The 15,951-nt window shown below is 64.1% G+C and carries 14 protein-coding genes; 3 read left to right on the top strand and 11 right to left on the bottom strand.

Translation table 11 applies throughout. The annotated features are described in order from the left end of the window. Positions 1–105: 105 nt before the first annotated feature. The 6 genes from IVA91_RS10285 to IVA91_RS10260 all read right to left on the bottom strand — a co-directional run bounded on the left by IVA91_RS10285 (position 106) and on the right by IVA91_RS10260 (position 6,569). Entirely contained in the window at positions 106–915 is an 810-nt protein-coding gene (locus tag IVA91_RS10285) for an N-acetylmuramoyl-L-alanine amidase (protein WP_247281960.1), read from the bottom strand. Between the two features lie 3 nt (positions 916–918). Continuing rightward, on the bottom strand, positions 919–2,256 hold the full coding sequence (locus IVA91_RS10280) for a Rieske 2Fe-2S domain-containing protein (protein ID WP_247450636.1): 1,338 nt from the start codon (positions 2,254–2,256) through the stop codon (positions 919–921). Positions 2,257–2,430: 174 nt separating this feature from the next. After that, complete coding sequence (locus IVA91_RS10275; RefSeq protein WP_247281963.1) at positions 2,431–3,327, bottom strand: TauD/TfdA family dioxygenase; 897 nt, start codon at positions 3,325–3,327, stop codon at positions 2,431–2,433. 377 nt (positions 3,328–3,704) lie between these two features. Continuing rightward, positions 3,705–4,988: a flavodoxin-dependent (E)-4-hydroxy-3-methylbut-2-enyl-diphosphate synthase gene (gene ispG, locus IVA91_RS10270; RefSeq protein WP_247281964.1), complete on the bottom strand. Its 1,284-nt coding sequence runs from the start codon at positions 4,986–4,988 to the stop codon at positions 3,705–3,707. A 12-nt stretch (positions 4,989–5,000) separates the two neighbouring features. Next, positions 5,001–5,954: a DMT family transporter gene (locus IVA91_RS10265; RefSeq protein ID WP_247281965.1), complete on the bottom strand. Its 954-nt coding sequence runs from the start codon at positions 5,952–5,954 to the stop codon at positions 5,001–5,003. A gap of 120 nt (positions 5,955–6,074) precedes the next feature. Further along, positions 6,075–6,569: a transcriptional repressor gene (locus IVA91_RS10260; protein ID WP_247281966.1), complete on the bottom strand. Its 495-nt coding sequence runs from the start codon at positions 6,567–6,569 to the stop codon at positions 6,075–6,077. 157 nt (positions 6,570–6,726) lie between these two features. Between IVA91_RS10260 and IVA91_RS10255 the strand changes: the two genes are divergently transcribed. From IVA91_RS10255 to IVA91_RS10245, 3 genes are read left to right on the top strand one after another with little or no spacing between them, the layout of a single operon-like run. Then, positions 6,727–7,209, top strand: coding sequence for a MarR family transcriptional regulator (locus IVA91_RS10255; RefSeq protein WP_247281967.1), 483 nt, complete (start codon positions 6,727–6,729; stop codon positions 7,207–7,209). Beyond that, positions 7,202–8,371, top strand: a complete 1,170-nt coding sequence (locus IVA91_RS10250) for an HlyD family secretion protein (protein WP_247281968.1) — start codon at positions 7,202–7,204, stop codon at positions 8,369–8,371. The genes IVA91_RS10255 and IVA91_RS10250 overlap by 8 nt, the downstream gene beginning before the upstream one ends. A gap of 19 nt (positions 8,372–8,390) precedes the next feature. Then, positions 8,391–9,947, top strand: coding sequence for an MDR family MFS transporter (locus IVA91_RS10245; RefSeq protein WP_247281969.1), 1,557 nt, complete (start codon positions 8,391–8,393; stop codon positions 9,945–9,947). A 136-nt stretch (positions 9,948–10,083) separates the two neighbouring features. Here IVA91_RS10245 and IVA91_RS10240 read toward each other — a convergent pair whose 3' ends face one another. The 5 genes from IVA91_RS10240 to pcaF all read right to left on the bottom strand — a co-directional run bounded on the left by IVA91_RS10240 (position 10,084) and on the right by pcaF (position 15,849). After that, complete coding sequence (locus IVA91_RS10240) at positions 10,084–11,175, bottom strand: ecdysteroid 22-kinase family protein (protein ID WP_247281970.1); 1,092 nt, start codon at positions 11,173–11,175, stop codon at positions 10,084–10,086. A gap of 49 nt (positions 11,176–11,224) precedes the next feature. After that, positions 11,225–12,913, bottom strand: coding sequence for a methyl-accepting chemotaxis protein (locus IVA91_RS10235; protein ID WP_247458712.1), 1,689 nt, complete (start codon positions 12,911–12,913; stop codon positions 11,225–11,227). Positions 12,914–13,132: 219 nt separating this feature from the next. Then, entirely contained in the window at positions 13,133–13,735 is a 603-nt protein-coding gene (gene pcaG, locus IVA91_RS10230) for a protocatechuate 3,4-dioxygenase subunit alpha (RefSeq protein ID WP_247281972.1), read from the bottom strand. After that, a complete protein-coding gene (gene pcaH / locus IVA91_RS10225) occupies positions 13,736–14,437 on the bottom strand; it encodes a protocatechuate 3,4-dioxygenase subunit beta (RefSeq protein WP_247281973.1) in 702 nt (233 codons plus the stop codon). Between the two features lie 203 nt (positions 14,438–14,640). Then, complete coding sequence (pcaF, locus tag IVA91_RS10220) at positions 14,641–15,849, bottom strand: 3-oxoadipyl-CoA thiolase (protein ID WP_247281974.1); 1,209 nt, start codon at positions 15,847–15,849, stop codon at positions 14,641–14,643. Positions 15,850–15,951 lie beyond the last annotated feature (102 nt).

Below are 15,951 nucleotides of genomic sequence, written 5' to 3'. Positions count from 1 at the left end.
CGCCGTCATTGCGAGCGCAGCGAAGCAATCCAGACTCTTTCCACCGCGGCCGCCTGGACTGCCTCGTTGCGCTCGCAATGACAGTTGTTTGAACGAACAGGCAGTCTATCGCCTCTCGCAGAACTCCCTCATCGCAGCCGCAACGGCCCCCGCGACCGCGTCCTGCCGCTCCGACGAATTCATCTCCATCTCCTCGTCGCGGTTGATGATCGAGCCGGCCTCGAGCAGCACCGCGGCGCTTCTCGTCCGCGAGAGCACGACGAGCCCGTCGTAGCGATAGACGCCGACGTCCTTGTCGAGCAGCTGGCGCCGGTAGTGGCCCATCACTGGAAGGGTGTATTGCCTCGCATAGTGCAGGCCCTGCTCTTTCAGCTGCCTGCCGATCATCCGTGCCAGCAACAGGCTGGTGGCGAAGTGCGGATTCTGGTGCGACACGAACAGCGAGTGGCCCGAAAAGCGGTCGCTGAAATAGCTGTTTGCGCCATCGAATTCCCAGGTCTCGAGCAGCTTGTCCGGCACCGAATCGTGATGGACCGACAGGAACAGATCGGCGCGGCCGTCATTCGCGGCACTAACACGCTTGAACAGGCTCGCTCTCGCCTTGCCGTTCGTCACGAGCAGGCGGGTTGCGGCAAAACCTTCGGATTTGAGTCTTGCGGTGATGAGACTTGCGAGACGCAAGTTGAAGCCGAACTCCGGATCATTGCGCGCGCTCAATGCGCCGTAGGCGTCTGGGGTGTGCCCGACATCCACGACGATGCGGAATTTCGCCATCTCGCATTTGGCCGGCGACGGCTTCGGCCTGGGTCTCGCGATCTTTCGCGTAGCAGCAGCCTCGCCGACGTCGACAAGCGCGAGCGGCGACAGCAGGATCGAGGCGATGAGCCCGGCGATGATGCTGCGCGACTGCCCCAAGCTCTACTCCGCTGCCGCGATCCGCGGGCGGCCGACGAAGCCCGCGACATCACCGAAACGTTCCAGCATCACCGCGGGCAGGTCCTTGGTCTTGCTGGTGACGCAGGCGCCGGAGCGCACCGCGTAGCGATCCTGGTGCGCCGCCTGCGGCGGCGGCTCGCCGTGCTGGAGCGCCCGCGCCAGATCCATGACGGTTTTGCGGAAATGCATGATGCCGAGATCGGTCGGGCCGAGATGCTCGCGGGTGCGGTCGGCGATCGGCCCCTGGCTGTCCTGCACGGCAGCGTCCTGCTCGGAGACGCCCTTGATGCCGGTGTAGCTCCTGGTCTTCTGGAGCTTGCGGTCGATCAAATAGTCGTTGCCCTTGTGGCGGAGCGGCACGTAATTGTCGTCGACCTCCGCGATCACGCCATTACCGCGATCAAAAGCGTCGCGCTCGGCTTGCGTCAACGGACGCTCCGGATTCCAGGCATAGGTGTAGATCCAGCAATTGGTGTCGGTCACAGGCACGAAGGTCTGGCCAAAGATATTCTCGCCCGGCATCGCGCTCGGCGCATAGGCGTGGAACGGCATCAGGAATTGCGCGATGCGCCAGTAGATGTTGTCGCCGCCGGTCAGCCGGCCACCGGCGATGGTCAGCCCCGCCTCGTGGGAGCTGACTTTGATGATCGGGCGCGGGTCCTCGGCGATCCAGCGCATATGGTCTGTGTTCACGCGGGTGAGCGGATTCACAAAATGCCTCTTGATGTCCAGAATCTCGTTCTCTTCCTTGTCGAAGGAGAGATGGGCGAAGGTGAAATGCGCGGTGTCGATCGAGCCTTCGAGCGCCTGCACCCAGTTGCAATCCTGCCACTTCTTGCTGACGTAGCGATGCGAAGCCGGCAGCAGCGCCAGCTCGAGATCGGGCAGCTCGGGCATCGCTTCGGCCGGGCCCATATAGGCCCAGATCATCTCGCCCCATTCGCGGACCGGATAGGATTTGATGCGGATCAGATCCTTGGCGTTGAGATCGGGATAGGAGGTCGGCATGTCGACGCAACGTCCGTCGGTGTCGAACTTCCAGCCATGATAGACGCAGCGGATGCCGCATTCCTCATTGCGCCCGAGCCAGAGATTGGCGCCGCGATGCGGGCAATATTGGTCGATGACACCGACGACGCCGTTTGAGTCGCGAAAGGCGAGCAGCTCCTCGCCGAGCACGATGATCTTCTTCGGCTCGCCGTCAGGCTCGGGGAGCTCTTCAGAGAGCAGGACGGGAATCCAGAAGCGGCGCAGCAGCTCGCCCATGCCCGTTCCGGGGCCGGACTCGGTCAGGAACTTGTTGTCCTCGGCGCGGAGCATGTGATCCTCCCGATTTGTTTTCGGGAAGATTGGCGCGAGAGCGCAAGGGCGTCAACGCAAGATAGCGCCCCTGTCCCGGACGTGGCGCGCCATGAAATGCCGCGACGCAGAGCCGGGCCATCGCTGCCACCTAGGGCCCCGCTCTACCGCGCTGCGCTGCGTCCGGGCACGAGCTTACACCGGCCGCTCACCCTTCACCGTCACGCGCGTGCCCGAGCGCGTATGCGGCCAGTAATCCCACATCGCGCGGTGCTGGGTGCAGCGGTTGTCCCAGAACGCGATGGCGTTCTCGGTCCAGCGGAAGCGGCATTGGAACAGCGGATTTTCGGCGTGCTGATAGAGATAGGCGAGCATCGCGTCGCTCTCGTCGCGCGGGATGCCGTTGATGTGGCGGGTGAAGCCGCGGTTGACATAGAGCGCCTTCCTGCCGGTGACCGGATGCGTTCGCACCACGGGATGCTCGGCGTGCGGATAAGAGGGGCGGTCCGCGACGCCGTAATTGGCGTAGAGTCCACGATAAATCGGCTCGCCGTCATGCAGCGCAGTGAGCCCGTCGAGATAGACCTTCATGCGATCGGACAGCGCCTCATAGGCTGCATACATGTTGGCGAACAGCGTGTCGCCACCGCGCGGCGGACATTGCTTAATGTAGAGGATCGAGCCCATCGGCGGCTCGAGATCGCAGGACACATCCGAATGCCAACCCTCGCCATTGGCACGCGGCGAGTTCTTGTCGGCATAGATTTTCATCAGCGCCGGGTCTTCATCCTCATGCGGCGCAGCGGGATGAAAATGCAGCTCGCCAAACTTGCGGCCGAAGGCGAGATGCTGTTTTGGCGTGATGTGCTGATCGCGAAAGAAGATCACGAGGTTTTCGGCAAGCGCGCGGTGGATCTCGTCCATCTGCCGGTTGGAGCGGGTGTCGCCCTCGACGAGCCTGCCGATGTCGACGCCGGAGATTTCCGCGCCGATGATCGGGGTGAGCTTTTCAACCGCGATGGTCTCGTAGGGAGCACCGTCTTCGGCGGTGTGGCGATAGCGCGGACCCTGCTTGCCGGCGAGTGAGCTCATGGCGGTTGGCTCCCGATCATTGTTGATTGAGAGCAATGTAGCCCGGCTGGAACGATGCGCAATCTGAGAACGGTCGTTCCACGATGGGCAAGGCCCCGGATTTCGCTTTCGCTCCATCCGGGCCACAGGCGCTTGATGGGCCCGGCGATGCGCGCTGATGCTTTTTCCGATAGGTTGGGCGAAAAATCGGGGAGAAACAAATGGCCGAGGATGATCCTTCGACACTCCCTTCTCAGCCTCCGAAGCCGAGCGGACGCCATCCGCTGTTCGGAGCGTCGAAGGACGTTACATTCGTTCCCTCTGGTGTCGATCTTACCGAACCAGCGGACCCGGATTGGGGCGAAGCATATGAGCAACCGAAGCGGTGCTGACCTCGATCACTCCGCCGCCGTCACCGGCACCTTGGCGCCTTGGCCGTAGCGCTGTTCGATATAGTCGATCACCAGCGCCTTGAAGTCGGCGGAGATCGTCGGGCCGCGCAACGTGCGGAACTTCTTGCCGTCGACGAAGACCGGGGCGGCCGGGGCTTCGCCGGTGCCGGGCAGCGAGATGCCGATATTGGCGTGCTTGGACTCGCCGGGGCCGTTGACGATGCAGCCCATCACCGCGACGTTGAGCTCTTCGACGCCGGGATATTTTGTCTTCCAGTTCGGCATCTCATCACGGATGAAATCCTGGATCGAGCGGGCCAGCTCCTGGAACGTGGTCGAGGTTGTGCGGCCGCAGCCGGGGCAGGCCGCAACCAGCGGCACAAAGGTGCGGAAGCCCATGGTCTGGAGCAGTTCCTGGCCGACCTGCACTTCACGGGTGCGGTCGCCGCCGGGCTCCGGCGTCAGCGAGATGCGGATGGTGTCGCCGATGCCCTGCTGCAAGAGAATGCCGAGCGCGGCTGAGGACGCCACGATGCCCTTCGAGCCCATGCCGGCCTCGGTCAGCCCGAGATGGATGGCATAGTCGGAACGTCTGGCGAGATCCTGGTAGACCGCAATGAGATCCTGCACCGCCGAGACCTTGGCGGACAGGATGATGCGGTTCTTCGGCATGCCGAGTTCTTCGGCGCGCGCGGCCGACAACAACGCGGACTGCACCATGGCCTCGCGCGTCACCGCGCGCACGTCGCGTGGATTGGCCGAAGCAGCGTTCTCGTCCATCAGCTTGGTCAGCAGTTCCTGGTCCAGCGAGCCCCAATTGGCGCCGATGCGCACTGGCTTGTTGTTCTTGTTGGCGATCTCGATGATGTCGGCGAACTGGGTGTCGCGCTTGTCCTTGAAGCCGACATTGCCGGGATTGATGCGGTATTTGGCGAGCGCTTCGGCGCAGGCCGGATAGGCCGCGAGCAGCTTGTGACCGATATAGTGGAAGTCGCCGATCAAGGGCGTGGTAATGCCGCGCTTGAGCAGGCCGTCGCGGATGTGCGGAACGGCGGCGGCAGCCTCCTCCCGGTCCACGGTGATGCGGACCATTTCTGAGCCGGCGCGCGCGAGCGCTGCGACCTGGGCAATGGTGCCGTCGATGTCGGCGGTGTCGGTGTTGGTCATCGACTGCACGACGATCGGCGCACCGCCGCCCACCGAGACGTCGCCGACCTTGACCTGGGTGGTTCGGTGCCGGGGCGCGGGGCCCGCGATGTCGGAATCGAGAGGGTTTTCGAGCTTGTTCATGGGGTCCAAATATCAGGTTTTGGTGACGTTCAGCAATGCATCGCGCGCCGCCGCAGCCGATGAGCTGGGACGGTTAACCAGAAAAAGCCCAGCAATTACAAGGACCGCGGCGGCCCCGAATGTCAGGCTTAGGGTGTCGTGCATGATGAAATAGCTACCGACCACGCCAAACAAAGGGGTGATGAAGGTAAAAGCCGACAATTTGCTGGCCGAATACGTCTTCACCAGCGCGAACCAAAGCGTGAACGTGGTTCCAACCACCCAGATCGCCTGGAAGGCCATGAGAGCGAGGGACAGGGGCGCAGGCGTATGCGTGACGGATTCGCCGAACAGCCAGGCTGCCAGGCCGAGGATCGGGATCGAGGTCGCGACCTGATAGCCCAGCGCCTTCTCGGGCGCGGCGAAGCGCAGCCGCGTGCCCTTGGCGACCAGCGTGGTTGCCGCCCACAGCGCCGCGCCGCCGACGATCATGAGGTCACCGAGCAACACCTTGGCATCGACATCCGGCTGCGGCACGCCGATGGCGAGCGCGACGCCGGCAAAGCTCACCGCCAGTCCCAGCCATTGCGTGCCGCCAAGCCGTTCGCCGAGCACCTGATAGGAGCCGAGCGCGACGAAGAACGGCGCGGTGTAGAGGAAGACGACCGCCCGAGAGGCCGGTGTGAAGCGCAGGCCCTGGAAGATCAGAACGAACTCGATTCCGAACATCAATCCGGCGATCAGGCCGGGCTTCCAGGTGCGGTCACGTTCGAAGAAATTGACGTCACGAAGGGTGCCGATGATGAATAGCACCGGCAGCGCGCCCATCGAGCGGATCGTGGCCTGGAGCATCGGCGGGATATCCGGCAGCACCAGCTTCACCGCAATCTGGTTGAAGCCCCAGGTCAAGCACAGCATCAGCATCAGGGCGATGGCGCCGACGCTCAGCGGGCGACCGGCGGAGGATATGGCTTGTGGTGAGGACATCTCTTCCCGACTACCGGCGTTGTGCCGTTGTTACTTGAGCGATCGGACGGTGGGGCTCTTTACCTCTCCCCAGCGGGGAGAGGTGGACACCGCGGCCTTGGGTCGAGTTGATCGCATTCTTCAGGCAGCTTTCTGACAATGGGTGCAGATGCCCGTGATCTCCACCACGGACAATTTAGGAGCGAAGCCTGAGCTGCGCGCAGCGGCATTGAGTTCCTTGGCGAAGGAGGCCGACGGGATCTCGCCGACCAGGCCGCAGCGTTCGCAAATCAGGAACGCCACCGCCGAGGTCGCGTCGTGGTCATGGGCGGCGCAGGCCAAATAGGCGTTACGGCTCTCGATGCGATGCACGAGGCCGTTGGCCATCAGAAAATCGAGAGCACGATAGACCGTGATCGGCGCTGGTCGCGCCATCGACTTGGCGAGTTCGTCGATCACCTCATAGGCGCCAAGCGGGCGGTGGCTGGAGAGGAGCGCCCCGAGCACCTGACGGCGGATCGGCGTGAATTTCTGCGCGCGCTGCTCGCAGACCTGTTCGGCATGCGCCAGCGCATCCGCAGTGCAGCGGTCGTGATCGTGATCGGGCGCGGGAAATGCCGTGTTTGCGAGGGTCATGCGGGACGCGTTCTAGCATTTTGCTGATGGAACCCAAAGCGCGACCGGCAACGCGGCTGCCAGCCATGCTCTTGGAGCGGGACGGCGTCCCGCTAATCCGCCATGAAATAATCATAAGCTTGCTTATTATATTCCAGGCTTATTGGAGACGAAGCTCATGACCCGAGGGTCGGTCGACCAGAATTTCCTGTTCACGCTGGGTGAGCTCTACCGCTTGTTGCGTGTCTATGCCGACAAGGAGGCGTCCCGTTTCGGCATCACCCGCGCGCAATGGGCCGTGCTGTCCAAAGTCGAGCGCAGCGAGGGCATGAAGCAGTCGGAGCTCGCCGAGCTCCTCGAGATGCAGCCGATCACGCTGACGCGCCTGATCGACAAGCTCTGCGACAATGACTGGATCGAGCGCCGCAGCGACGCCTCGGACCGCCGCGTCAAGCGCCTGTATCTGAAGAAGGCGGGCCGGACATTGCTCGGCCGGATGAGCGGGCTGAAGTCCGAAATCACCGCCAATGCGCTCGACGGCATCAACGCGGCCGACGCCCACCGCCTCCTCACCCAGCTCGAAACGATCAAGGAAAACGTGCGGACCGCGATCCAGACATCCGGAGCGGAACAAGCACGCAAGGAGCAGCGCTATGGCTGATCAGGTCCTCAAGTTCCAGCCCGAGCAGAAGATCGACGGCGGCAAGCCCACAAAGAAGGCTGGCACGGATCCGCGCCGCCGCGTGGCGGCGGGCCTGCGCCGCTACCGCCGCTTCCTCCTCCTGGTCGTCCTGCCGGTCACCGTCGCCATCGGCGGCATCACCTTCTATCTCCATGGCGGCCGCTATGTCGGCACCGACGACGCCTATGTCGGTGCGCAGAAGGTGCTGGTGACGCCCGACATCTCGGGCAAGATTCAGAAGGTGATCGTGAGAGAAGGACAGTCCGTCAAGCAGGGCGACGAATTGTTCGAGATCGACCCCGTTCCGTTCCGCCACGCAGTGGATGAAGCCAAGGCGCAGCTCGCGCAGGCCCGCACGACCTATGAGAACCTCGTCGCCAATATCAAGATCTACGGCGACATGCTCAACCTTGCCCAGCAGGGCGTCGACCTGAAGCAACGCGATGTCGAGCGCAAGCAGGCGCTGGTCAAGAACAATTACGGCTCGCAGCTCGATCTCGACAACGCTGCCAACGCGCTGGTGACCGCAGGCGCACAGGCACAATACATCAAGCAGCAGCTCTCCAACGCCAAGACGCAATTGCTGGGCGATCCCTCGTTGCCGCTGGAGCAGTTCCCGCCTTACGCGCAGGCGAAAGCCAAGCTGGACGACGCCCAGCGCAACCTCGACCACACCGTCCTGCGCGCGGCGATGGACGGCGTGGCCACGCAAGTGGAACAGATCCAGCTCGGCCGCTACGTCGCCGCCGGCACGCCGGTGTTCTCCATCATCGACGTCGCCCATCCCTGGGTCGATGCCAATCCGAAGGAGAGCGATCTCACCTACGTCACCGAAGGACAGCCCGTCACGCTCGAAGTCGACGCATTTCCGAACCACCTTTTCAAGGGCAAGATCGGATCGCTCTCGCCCGGCACCGGCGCGCAATTCGCGATCCTGCCGCCGCAGAACGCCACCGGCAATTTCGTCAAGGTGGTGCAGCGCGTGCCGATCCGGATCTATTTCGACGAGACCGACAAATACGTGCGGAAACTGAAGGCCGGCATGAGCGTCTACGCCACCATCGACACCGGCCATCGGCGCTCGCTCGCCGGCCTGCTTGGCCTGTCAGCGACCGCGGGCCAAGGCCAGGACAAAGAATAAACCTGAGAAGGACTGATCGATGTCCGGCCCCAATGCCAGTCTGATGGTCCCAGGCCTGCGCCGGAACATGGTGACGATCTGCGCCATGACCGCGACCATCATGCAGGCGCTGGACACCACCATCGCCAATGTCGCATTGCCCTACATGCAAGGCACGCTGTCCGCCTCGCAGGATCAGATCAACTGGGTGCTGACCTCCTACATCGTCGCCGCCGCGATTATGACGGCGCCGGTGGGCTGGATCGCCAACCGCTTCGGCCGCAAGCGCATCTTCATCATCTGCTCGGCGGGCTTCACCATGGCGTCGGTGTTGTGCGGCCTCGCCCAGGACATCAACCAGATGGTGCTGTTCCGCCTGCTGCAAGGCGTGTTCGGCGCCGCCCTGGTGCCGCTGTCTCAGTCGGTCATGCTCGACTACTACACGCTCCAGGAGCGCGCCAAGGCGATGTCGATCTGGGGCATGGGCGTGATGATGGGCCCGATCATGGGCCCCTCGCTGGGCGCCTGGCTCACCGAGACCTATTCCTGGCACTGGGTGTTCTTCGTCAACCTGCCCTTCGGCGCCATCACCGTGCTCGGGCTGATCGTCTTCATGGACGAGACCCGGAAGGATTTCAGCCTGAAGTTCGACTGGTTCGGTTTCGCCGCGCTGGCGATCGCGATCGGCGCACTTCAGCTTGCGCTCGACCGCGGCGAGCAGCTCGGCTGGCTTGAGTCGAGCGAGATCCTGGCGGAATTCATCGTCTCCGCTGTCGCCTTTTACTTCTTCCTCGCGCACTCCTTCACGACATCGACGCCGTTCATCCGCTTCGCGCTGTTTCGGGATCGCAACTTCGTCACCGGCTGCGTGTTCATGGTCGTGATGGGGCTCGTGCTGTTCTCGACCATGGCGCTGGCTTCGCCCTACATGCAGAACGTGATCGGCTATCCCATCATCACCGCCGGCCTGCTGCTGGCGAGCCGCGGCATCGGCACCTTCTTCGCCATGATGCTGGTCGGCCGCATGATGCGCTATGTCGAGGCCCGCACGCTGATCATCGCAGGCCTCACGCTGACCGCGGGCTCGTTGTTCCAGATGACCGGCTGGACCGACCTGACCCAGGTACCGGAGATCGTCACGGTCAGCGTCATCCAGGGCTTCGGCTTCGGCCTTGTCTTCGTGCCGCTCTCGACCGTGGCGTTCCTGACGCTGTCGAACGAGCTGCGTACCGACGGCACCGCGATGCTGACCCTGATGCGCAACGTCGCAAGCTCAGTCGGCATCTCCGTCGTCATCGCCCAGCTGACGCAGGGAACGCGGCGGACTTATGCGATTCTCTCCGAGCACATCAACCCGTTCAACCATGCGCTCCAGATGCCCAGCGTCAGCGGCATGATCAATCTTTCCACAGACGCCGGCCGCGCCATGACCGACAGAATGGTCAGCGTGCAGGCGCAGATCATCGCTTTCGCGCACGATTACCAGCTGGTGATGGTCTTCATCCTCTGCACCATCCCGCTCGCTTTGCTGATCGGCTCGACCAAGGCCACACTACGCAAGCAGGCCGCCGGGCCGGAGCATGCGGTGATGGAGTAGTGATCGGTCCCGTGCCCCGGACGCAGCGCAGCACGCAACTGATGCGCTGCTGAGCCGGGGCCCATGCCCGCGGCACGATTGTCCCGGTTCTGCGGCGCAGCGTTACACGCTGCACCGCGCCCGGGACACGAGCGCGCTACAACAACTCCTCGCACCCGAGATCCTCGACCGCCATCATCACCCGCTCCAGGTTATTCCACCAGATCAGCGGCGGGATGTTGATGCTCCATTGCCAGACCGGCTTGGTGATCTGCCAGAGCACCGACCGGCGATAGTCCTGATCGAGCGCGCCGCGCGTGTAACCCGTGACACCGTGCTGTATCAGCGTCTCGTGATAGAGGTTGAGCAGGGGCCGTTCGAGTGCCTGCCGGCGGTCCGGATACCATTGCGTCGCCATCATGTAGGCGAGGTCACCGGTCGGCACGTTTATGCGCCACTGGTCGAAATCGAAGATGCGAACGGTGTTGGCAACGCCTGTGCGCGGCAACAGAAAATTCCAGGTATGGGCGTCGCCATGAGCGATGGTGACATGCCGGCGCGAATGATAACGCTCGAGCAACCGTTCCGATTGCTCGATGAAGCGGCGGAAGAGGATGCGCCGCTCCTCGCTGAGGCGGTCGCCGAGCAGATCGGCGAAACGATCGTAGTGACCAGCGAAGGTCGCCATCAGCTTCGCACTGTCGTCGGTGCTCATCCAGGTGCCGATAGTATCGCCGAAGCTATCGTGGTCCCACCACGCCGCGTGCCAGCGCGCGAGTGTCGTCACGATCGCCGTTGCCTGCTCTCGCGAGGGCGGCAGCGGCCATTGAGTTGCAATCTCATGGCTGTCGGTGAGGTCCTCGAGCAGGAGATGCCAGGTGAGGCCGTCCTCGTCAAAATGTCCGTCGAAGCAGCGCGGCACGAGACCCCGCGGCGTTTCTGGCTCAAGCTGCGTGTAGAACGCGACTTCGTTCCGGCCGCTATTTGCGAGCGACTTGGCGAAGCCTGCATGCGCGGTCTTCAGGATCAGCGACTGCGGGGCGCCAGCGGACTCCCCAACATAGCGCAAACCGAGACGCACGATATGTGACACGATGGTGTCGCGCTGATGCAGCACCTTCACCTCGCGCACCGCACCGGCGTCCAGCGCGCCGGCCCGGCGCAGCGCGGCCGTGAGGTAACCGGGCTCGGCAACCGCCGGCAGTTGCGCATTCGTCATGAAGACCACGATGCCCCTGTGCCGCGCCATACTGCACGATCACAACCGCCGGCACCAGCGGCAGGCATCGCGCCGGGCGTCACGCCGCGGCAGTCGAGTCCCGCACGGTCCGCACCACGACCGACCGCAGTTGCTCGAGATTGGCGGCCATGCCGGCGATCGCCTGCCTGACCTCCGCGGCGCGCTCGTTCACGGAGGCGGCGTCGCGGCTGACATGACCGATCTTGGCCGAGACCTCCTTCGCCGCCGACGCCGATTCGGAGATCGATCGCGTGATCTCACGCGTCGGGGCGTCCTGTTCTTCCATCGCGGCAGCAACCGAGATCGCGACACCGTCGATCTCGGCGATGTGGCCCCCCATGGTCTCGACGGCGTCGACGGCAGCCTGAGTCGCGGTCTGGATCTCGGCAATCAGCCGCCCGATCTCCTCGGTGGACTTGGCGGTCTGATCGGACAGCGATTTCACCTCGGTGGCGACCACCGCGAAGCCGCGGCCGGCCTCGCCGGCGCGCGCCGCCTCGATCGTGGCGTTGAGCGCCAGGAGGTTGGTCTGGCCGGCGATGCCGCCGATAAGATCGGAGACCTCGGCGATCTTCCTCACCGAACCAGCCAGCGCCTGAGTGGTCGAGCGCGCCTGCTCACGGCCGGCGACCGCAGATTTGGTGACCGTGCTGGTCCTCGCGACCTGACTCGCGATCTCGCGGATCGAGGCGCTCAGCTCTTCGGCCGCAGCCGAGACGGTTTGCGAGCTGCCGAGGGCCTGGGTGGAGGCCGCGGCGACCGCCTGCGACTGCGCGGAGAGCGAACTTGCGATCTCGGACAGGCTGGTGGCGACCCGCTCCACGCCCTGCGTCGCCGCGCTCGCGCTGTCGACAGACCGGCCGGTCTCGCGTTCGACGGTCTCGGCCATCTGCTGCAGGGCGCTGCGCTTGGCGCGCGCGGCCTCCTGTTCCTGCCGCAACTGCTCCTCGCGCAGGCGGGAATTCTCGACCGCCGCCTGCTTGAACACCAGCAGCGCACCCGCCATCGAGCCAACCTCGTCCTGGCGGTGCGCGAAAGGAATGTCGGCTGCGAGATCGCCGGTCGCGAGCTTCTGCATCGTGTCCGTCATTCGTACGATCGGGCGCACCACGCCGAGCGCAACGCCGAGCAGGCCTGCGGCAATGAAGGCGAGGACGGCGGCGGAGACGCCGAGGAGGATAAAGAGCATCGAACTGTCGCGGTCCGCGGCCAGCTTCTCCATGGCGGCATTCTGCTTGTTGGCACTCTCGACGATGCTGTCGATGACGGCGCGATGCGCGGTGTATGCGCCCTTCAGCTGCGCATAGGCGCGCTCGGAAGCGGCCGCGTCCTTGGCCTTGAGGGCTGGCAGGAGCTGGTCGGACGCCTTCCAGAATTTCTGCACCTCGGCATCGGACTTCGACACCAGCGCGGTCTTCAGGTCTGCCGAGAGGCTGGAGGCGACCCAGAATGCCTTGCGCTCGTCGTAATCCTTGCGGAGCTGAACTAGGCGCTCGCCATGAGTGGCAAGCTGGTCCGGCTCGCGCATGGCAAGCGTGGCCTCGAGATAGGCTTCGATGACATATTCCGGCGGCGGCAGGATATCGGCGATGAGGTCGTTGCCGAGCTTGATATCGGAATAGAGCGGGCCGCCGACCTTGAGCTCTCTTAGGGCGTAGAGGCTGGTGGAGACCACGGCCGTAAAGCCGAGGGCCAGGACGACACCGAATGCAATGATTGCCGAGGAAAGCGAAAAACGAATTTTCATGGAACAATCCGGTCGCGCGGTCGAAATCCAAATGGATACTAAACGACTACGGTAAACACGGGATTGCTACGCGCGGAAATTGCGCTCCGCGAACTCCGGGGAAACTACGGGGAAACTACGGGAAGCATCAGGGGCGGCTCCGATACGGAAGACGCCCCCGGCCCCCGTCCCGGACAAGCGCGTCTCAGGCGCGCCCGCAGGTCCGTGACGACGCGGGCGTTAAACGTCGAAGAACACCGTCTCGTCGTCGCCCTGGAGCCGCAGGTCAAGCCGGTAAACCGCCTTGCCGGCCTCGCGCGTCGCAACCAGCGTGGCGCGGCGCTCAGTGGGCACCAGCGCCAGCACGGGATCGGCGGAATTGCCGGCCTCGTCGCTGAAATAGATGCGGGTATAGAGATGCCTGAGCATGCCGCGCCCGAAGACCGCAAGAAGGATGTGCGGCGCCTGCGGCTTGCCGTCGGGATCCGGCACGGCGCCGGGCTTGATGGTCTCGAAGGCGTAATTGCCATCCTTGTCGGTGCCGCAGCGGGCAAAGCCGCGGAAGCTCGCATTCGGCAGCGCACGCTTGTCCTGCGGGTCGGCAAAGCGACCTTGCGCGTCCGCTTGCCAGATCTCCAGCATGCAATCCGGCACGGCGACGCCATCACCGTCGAATACCCGGCCCTCGATGCGGATACGGTCGCCAGAAACGTCGGGCGTGAGCGTCGAGTTGGTGAACGCGTCGTTCCAGGCGTATTCGCCGTTCGGCGTCAGGCCGTATTTGAAGAACGGACCGACGGTTTGCGATGGGGTGATCCCGTTGGGCTTCACAGAATCCTGCACTTAATGGTTCTCCATAGGCGTGGCGTTCTGGCCGCGCAGCACGATGTCAAAGCGATAGCACAGCGCCCATTCGGGCTGTGTGTTCTCGAGATCGAAGGAAGAGACCATCCGCGCCCGCGCCTTTTCGTCCGGCACCGAATTGAAGATCGGGTCGAACGGGAACAGCGGATCGTTCGGGAAATACATCTGCGTCACGAGGCGCGTGACAAAGGAATGGCCGAAGACCGAGAGGTGGATGTGCGCGGGCCGCCACGCATTGTGATGATTGCCCCAGGGATAAGCGCCCGGCTTGATGGTGACGAAGCGGTAGTAACCTGAGGCATCGCTCACGGTACGGCCGGCGCCCGTGAAATTTGGATCGAGCGGTGCCGGGTGCTGGTCACGGACATGGACATAGCGGCCGCAGGAATTGGCCTGCCAGATTTCGACCAGCGAGTTCGGCACGCCGCGGCCGTCCTCGTCGCGGACGTGGCCATGCACGATGATGCGCTCGCCGAGCGGCTCGCCACTGTGCTGGCGGGTCAGATCATTGTCGCCCTCGCGCACGGTCTCGTGGCCATAGACCGGGCCAGTCAGCTCCGACAGGGTGTGGCGCATCGGAATCAAGGGCTGGTGCGGCGCGCGCTTGATCGAGCTCTTGTACTCGGGAGACAGCGGCAGCGGATGCGCCTTGTTGCTGTCGACGGGATAGATGAACGTCATTGGCGAACTCCTCCCCGGCCGTTCAGGGGCCGGTCAACGCTCGACAATCATTATAGGACATAACTAATTTGGGGAAGCGGGTTTCGCAGCCCCTATTACTTGTTGTTCCGGGGCAGCCCGAGAGGGCTGAACCCGAAATCTCGAGATCCCGGGTTCGGTGCAAGCGCACCACGCCCGGGGATGACGAGATGCGCCGCGCCCCGTCAGTTCAATTTCTCGATCGCGACCGCGACGCCCTGGCCGACGCCGACGCACATGGTGGCAAGCGCGAGCTTGCCGCCGCGCTTTTCCATGCCATGCACGGCGGTGAGCGCGAGACGGGCGCCACTCATGCCGAGGGGATGGCCGAGCGCGATGGCGCCGCCATGCGGATTGACGAAGTCGGCGTCATCAGCCACGCCAAGCTGACGCATGCAGGCGATGCCCTGCGAGGCGAAGGCTTCATTCAGCTCGATCAAGTCGAAATCGCTGATCTTCTTGCCGAGTCGCTCCATCAGCTTGCGCGTCGCCGGCACGGGTCCAATGCCCATGATGCGCGGCGGCACGCCGGCCGAGGCGAGGCCGAGAATGCGCGCGCGGGGTGTCAGCCCGTGCTTCTTCACCGCAGCTTCGGATGCGAGGATCATCGCGGCGGCGCCGTCATTGACGCCGGAGGCGTTGCCGGCAGTGACCGTGCCGGGATTGCGCACGATCGGCTTCAGCTTGGCGAGCCCCTCCAGCGTGGTCTCGGGGCGCGGATGCTCGTCCTTGTCCACCGTGATAGGGCCGGCCTTGCCGCCGGCAATGGTGATCGGGGTGATCTCTTCCGCAAAATAGCCGGATGCAATCGCCGCGCCGGCACGCTGCTGCGAGCGGATCGCGAAGGCGTCCTGGTCGGCGCGCGAGACCTGGAATTCCTCGGCGACATTTTCGCCGGTCTCCGGCATCGCGTCGACGCCATACTGCGCCTTGAGCAGCGGATTGATGAAGCGCCAGCCGATCGTGGTGTCGAAGATCTCGGCCGAACGCGAGAACGCCTCCTGCGCCTTGCCCATGACGAAGGGGGCACGGGTCATGGATTCGACACCGCCGGCAATCGCAAGCTCGATCTCGCCGGAGCGGATGGCGCGCCCCGCGGCGCCGACCGCATCCAGCCCGGACGCGCAGAGCCGGTTCAGGGTCTGGCCCGGAACCGAATCCGGCAGGCCCGCCAGCAACAGCGCCATGCGTGCGACGTTGCGATTGTCCTCGCCGGCCTGATTGGCGCAGCCGAAGAAGACTTCGTCGACCTGGCCCCAGTCGAGATTGGGACGCTTGGCCATCAGCGCCTTGATCGGCGCGGCCGCCAGGTCGTCGGCGCGCACCTTGGCGAGCGAGCCGCCGAAACGGCCAATCGGGGTCCGCACGGCATCGCAAATAAAGACGTCACGCATCGCTGTTCTCCCTGAATGCCGCGGTTCGGCCCAATTTCTTCAATGAGGGCGGAGTTTTAGGAGGGCGCCCGCGGCAGGTCAATTGACGGTTTCGCGTGCGAC

Source organism: Bradyrhizobium sp. 153, assembly GCF_023073835.1.
Taxonomy (GTDB): domain Bacteria; phylum Pseudomonadota; class Alphaproteobacteria; order Rhizobiales; family Xanthobacteraceae; genus Bradyrhizobium.
Note: the sequence above shows the minus strand (reverse complement) of the source record. Positions and strands in the feature narration are given on the sequence as shown.